The following is a 2,500-nucleotide window of genomic DNA, read 5'->3' on the forward strand; positions in this document are numbered from 1 at the left end:
ACCTGGTAAGGTTCTTCGCGTTGCTTCGAATTAAACCACATGCTCCACCGCTTGTGCGGGCCCCCGTCAATTCCTTTGAGTTTCAACCTTGCGGTCGTACTCCCCAGGCGGAGTGCTTAATGCGTTAGCTGCAGCACTAAGGGGCGGAAACCCCCTAACACTTAGCACTCATCGTTTACGGCGTGGACTACCAGGGTATCTAATCCTGTTTGCTCCCCACGCTTTCGCGCCTCAGTGTCAGTTACAGACCAGACAGTCGCCTTCGCCACTGGTGTTCCTCCAAATCTCTACGCATTTCACCGCTACACTTGGAATTCCACTATCCTCTTCTGCACTCAAGTTCCCCAGTTTCCAATGACCCTCCACGGTTGAGCCGTGGGCTTTCACATCAGACTTAAGAAACCACCTGCGCGCGCTTTACGCCCAATAAATCCGGACAACGCTTGCCACCTACGTATTACCGCGGCTGCTGGCACGTAGTTAGCCGTGGCTTTCTAATAAGGTACCGTCAAGGTACGTTCATTTCCTAACGTACTTGTTCTTCCCTTACAACAGAGTTTTACGATCCGAAAACCTTCATCACTCACGCGGCGTTGCTCCATCAGACTTTCGTCCATTGTGGAAGATTCCCTACTGCTGCCTCCCGTAGGAGTTTGGGCCGTGTCTCAGTCCCAATGTGGCCGATCACCCTCTCAGGTCGGCTATGCATCGTTGCCTTGGTAGGCCGTTACCCCACCAACTAGCTAATGCACCGCGGGCCCATCCTACAGTGACGCCGAAGCGCCTTTCAACTTCAAAACATGTGATTCGAAGGATTATCCGGTATTAGCCCAGGTTTCCCTGAGTTATCCCGATCTGTAGGGCAGGTTGCCCACGTGTTACTCACCCGTCCGCCGCTAAATCAGAGAAGCAAGCTTCTCGTCATTCGCTCGACTTGCATGTATTAGGCACGCCGCCAGCGTTCGTCCTGAGCCAGGATCAAACTCTCCATAAAAGTAGTTTGAAAGCTCATTTGCTTTGCTAGCGTTATCTTTTGATAACAATTGCTTATTCACTTAACGTGATAAGACTTGTTTGTGATTATCTTCTTGCTTGTTTAGTTTTCAAGGTTCATGTTTGGTGGAGCCTAGCGGGATCGAACCGCTGACCTCCTGCGTGCAAGGCAGGCGCTCTCCCAGCTGAGCTAAGGCCCCAATATAATGGGTATGTTGTTAATGGTCGGAATGACAGGATTCGAACCTGCGACCCCTTGGTCCCAAACCAAGTGCTCTACCAAGCTGAGCTACATTCCGGAAATGGTGCGCCCGGCAGAAGTCGAATCCACAACCTTCTGATCCGTAGTCAGACGCTCTATCCAATTGAGCTACGGGCGCAAAAATAAGTATATACGGTTTTTAAAAATGGTGCCGAGGGCCGGAATCGAACCGGCACGGTGATCACTCACCGCAGGATTTTAAGTCCTGTGCGTCTGCCAGTTCCGCCACCCCGGCATATTTGGAGCGGAAGACGAGGTTCGAACTCGCGACCCCCACCTTGGCAAGGTGGTGTTCTACCACTGAACTACTTCCGCAATATGCTTAGATATTTTTTATCTGACAGTTATGAAATTATAAGAAACTATGGTGCGGGTGAAGGGAGTCGAACCCCCACGCCTTGCGGCGCTAGATCCTAAGTCTAGTGCGTCTGCCAATTCCGCCACACCCGCATAGTAAATATTAAAGTGGTGAGTCATGCAGGATTCGAACCTGCGACCCTCTGATTAAAAGTCAGATGCTCTACCAACTGAGCTAATGACTCAAAATGGTGCCGGCGAAAGGAGTCGAACCCTCGACCTACTGATTACAAGTCAGTTGCTCTACCAACTGAGCTACACCGGCATATTTTGATGGTGGAGGATGACGGGATCGAACCGCCGACCCCCTGCTTGTAAGGCAGGTGCTCTCCCAGCTGAGCTAATCCTCCATTATATAACAGCCCGGCAGCGTCCTACTCTCACAGGGGGAAACCCCCAACTACCATCGGCGCTAAAGAGCTTGACTTCCGTGTTCGGCATGGGAACGGGTATGACCTCTTTGCTATCGCCACCAGACTATTTTCTTAAGATTTCTCTTAAGGACAAGAATTATTATATCAGTTTAACGAGTGAATGTCAATCGTTTTTCTAAAATAATTTTTATTCTTTCAAAACTAGATAAACGGTTCATTGAAACACACAATTGTTTTGGTTAAGTCCTCGATCGATTAGTATTCGTCAGCTCCATATGTCACCATACTTCCACCTCGAACCTATCTACCTTGTCGTCTTCAAGGGATCTTACTTACTTGCGTAATGGGAAATCTCATCTTGAGGGGGGCTTCATGCTTAGATGCTTTCAGCACTTATCCCGTCCATACATAGCTACCCAGCGATGCCTTTGGCAAGACAACTGGTACACCAGTGGTATGTCCATCCCGGTCCTCTCGTACTAAGGACAGCTCCTCTCAAATTTCCTACGCCCAC

At 49.7% G+C, this 2,500-nt stretch carries 9 tRNA genes and 3 rRNA genes (2 of these 12 only partly in view); all 12 read right to left on the reverse strand.

Going from position 1 to position 2,500, the window contains the following annotated elements:
* A 16S ribosomal RNA gene (locus ASO14_RS13805) occupies positions 1 to 994 on the reverse strand (it extends 554 nt beyond the left edge of the window).
* A gap of 123 nt (positions 995 to 1,117) precedes the next feature.
* Positions 1,118 to 1,193 (reverse strand) — tRNA-Ala (locus ASO14_RS13810).
* A 22-nt stretch (positions 1,194 to 1,215) separates the two neighbouring features.
* A tRNA-Pro gene (locus ASO14_RS13815) sits at positions 1,216 to 1,292 on the reverse strand.
* Positions 1,293 to 1,296: 4 nt separating this feature from the next.
* Positions 1,297 to 1,373: transfer RNA gene (locus tag ASO14_RS13820), tRNA-Arg, on the reverse strand.
* Between the two features lie 28 nt (positions 1,374 to 1,401).
* A tRNA-Leu gene (locus ASO14_RS13825) sits at positions 1,402 to 1,490 on the reverse strand.
* 5 nt (positions 1,491 to 1,495) lie between these two features.
* A tRNA-Gly gene (locus ASO14_RS13830) sits at positions 1,496 to 1,570 on the reverse strand.
* A 50-nt stretch (positions 1,571 to 1,620) separates the two neighbouring features.
* Positions 1,621 to 1,705, reverse strand: a tRNA-Leu gene (locus ASO14_RS13835).
* 16 nt (positions 1,706 to 1,721) lie between these two features.
* Positions 1,722 to 1,797 (reverse strand) — tRNA-Lys (locus ASO14_RS13840).
* 4 nt (positions 1,798 to 1,801) lie between these two features.
* Positions 1,802 to 1,877, reverse strand: a tRNA-Thr gene (locus ASO14_RS13845).
* Positions 1,878 to 1,886: 9 nt separating this feature from the next.
* Positions 1,887 to 1,962, reverse strand: a tRNA-Val gene (locus ASO14_RS13850).
* Between the two features lie 11 nt (positions 1,963 to 1,973).
* Positions 1,974 to 2,089, reverse strand: a 5S ribosomal RNA gene (gene rrf / locus ASO14_RS13855).
* Between the two features lie 132 nt (positions 2,090 to 2,221).
* Positions 2,222 to 2,500: ribosomal RNA gene (locus ASO14_RS13860) — 23S ribosomal RNA — on the reverse strand; it runs 2,651 nt beyond the window's last position.

Source organism: Kurthia sp. 11kri321 (assembly GCF_001534765.1).
GTDB classification, from domain to species: Bacteria; Bacillota; Bacilli; order Bacillales_A; family Planococcaceae; genus Kurthia; species Kurthia gibsonii.